This is a genomic window from Gemmatimonadales bacterium (assembly GCA_036265815.1).
Classification (GTDB): Bacteria; Gemmatimonadota; Gemmatimonadetes; order Gemmatimonadales; family GWC2-71-9; genus CAVVWJ01.
Window position 1 is genome coordinate 1 of the sequence record DATAOI010000115.1, and the last position, 1,953, is coordinate 1,953.

The 1,953-nt window shown below is 67.5% G+C and carries 2 protein-coding genes; both read right to left on the reverse strand.

What is annotated here, in order from left to right; translation table 11 throughout:
* Positions 1 to 329 precede the first annotated feature (329 nt).
* Complete coding sequence (locus VHR41_21065) at positions 330 to 1,364, reverse strand: IS110 family transposase (protein HEX3236698.1); 1,035 nt, start codon at positions 1,362 to 1,364, stop codon at positions 330 to 332.
* 353 nt (positions 1,365 to 1,717) lie between these two features.
* Positions 1,718 to 1,953 (reverse strand): hypothetical protein (locus VHR41_21070; protein HEX3236699.1); only part of this gene is annotated, 236 nt, incomplete at its 5' end.

Sequence of the window (1,953 nt, forward strand, 5' to 3'; positions counted from 1 at the left end):
CATCGGCGCGACCTTCGAGGGGATCTTCCGGAAGCACATGATCCTGCCGGACTCGATCCGGGACTCGGCGTGGTACGCGATCGTCGACGACGACTGGCCGAGCGTGAAGGAGTTACTGGAGCGGAAGATCGAGAAACACGCCTCCTAAGCGTGGGGGAACCCCTGGTTCCCCCACGGACCCCCTCTCTATGAAGGAGGGCCGGGCGTCAAGCTTCGGTTAGGGCGGTCGCGGTGGTCGTCGGCTTCGAGCAGGGCTCATCTCTCTATCGCCTCCTTGGGGAGGAAAAGGTGGTGGGAGTTCGCTCCGGGACGCAATTCCTTGTGGGCCGTCAGGCGGCCAGGGGGTCGGTGGCGCTTGTCGGAGCGAAGGGTTGGTTGCGGCTGAGCATGTGCCAAATCGCATGGGCGAGTGTGCGCGCGAGTTGGACACGGGCGACTTTCGGGCCGCGCTGCTTGCCGAGCCGACGCCTGGTCTGCTGGTAGCGGCGGGCGTAGGCGGGGTGTCGGCAGGCGTGGATGGTCGCCTCGATCAGCGCCCAGCGCAGGTAGCGAGGCCCCTGCTTGGAGAGCGAGCCGCGCCGGTCGCTTTCGCCCGACTGGTAGACGCGGGGGCAGAGACCGGTGTATCCGGCCAGTTTCTCGGGCGAGGCGAACCGGCCGATGTCGCCGATCTCGGCCGCGATCGTGTAGGCCAGCACCCAGCCCAGACCGGGCAGCGTGAGCAGCTGCGGGACGTAGCGGTGACCGGCGCCAAGTGCCCGCAGCTCGCGCTCGCAGCCCTCGACCTCGCGGTCGAGCTCGTCGATCAGACGCAAGCTCGCCTCGAGCGTCTGCCGCCAGACCTCGGGCAGCTGCATGCGCTCGAGCAGCGCCCGCCCGCTGACGCCGAAGAGGTCGGAGACGGGGCATGGCACACCGTGCGCGAGCAGGGTCGCGTGTACTCGGTTCTTGAGGCTCGTTCGGTGGCGGACGAGGTGGAGGCGGAAGCGGGCACGCTCGCGCTCGGCCCGCACCACCGGGTCGGGCAGCCAGACCGCTGGTACAAGCTCGCGCCAGCTCAGCTCGGCGAGGACGCGAGCGTCGATCCGGTCGGTCTTGCAGGCCAGCGGCGCCAGCCCCTTCACACGGGCCGCGTCAGCGATATCCACCTGCCAGCCAGCGAGCTCGAGCTGGTCGTGGACGAAGCGGGCGCCATTCATCGACTCGATCGCCGCCCGCACCTGCGCGCCGGCGAAGCGGCGGGCAAGCGCCGCCAAACCATCAGCGTCCGGCGGCGTCGCATCGACAGCGACGGTCACGCCGCGCTCGTCTAGCGCGTGAAAGTCGAGACGGCGACGGCTGAGATCCAAACCGACGTGCAACATTGCGATGGGCCTCCTCTCGGGTAGCTCTCAGCTGACAACCGGGAGGCTGCCAGCCGAGGAGGCCCTCCTTCATCGCATTCCTTACCATGCGCTCCGATCGGCAACCGGTCGCAACCCACTGCAACGGTTTTGGCTTGTCTAGGCCGTTTTCCGGGCTTCCCCATTTGCCACCGGTTGCCACCGGTTGCGACCGCTTGGCTCCATTAATGCTCCATCCGCTCGCCGGGATTGCTGATGGACTCGATGACAGGGTGGCTGAGCTCGACCCCGATAGCGGGTTCCTGGGTCGTGGATTAGCTCGATCGTTGCGAACTCGTCGCCGGGGAGCGTGACGGCCTGGTATCGACCTGCGGTCATTGCGGCACCGGAAACACGAGGTGAGTGACCCGGTCGCCCTGGACGCAGACTGTGGGGTTGCCGAGCAGTATGTCCTCGGACGAGACCTTGCCGAAGAACGGGCGGTTGCCCTCACCCATCACAACCGGGACTAAGTCGACGGCCACCTCGTCGAGCAGTCCGAGGTCGAGGCATTGGCGAGCGATGGTTCCGCCGCTGACGACGACGGCGCGGTCGCCGGCGAGCTCCTTTG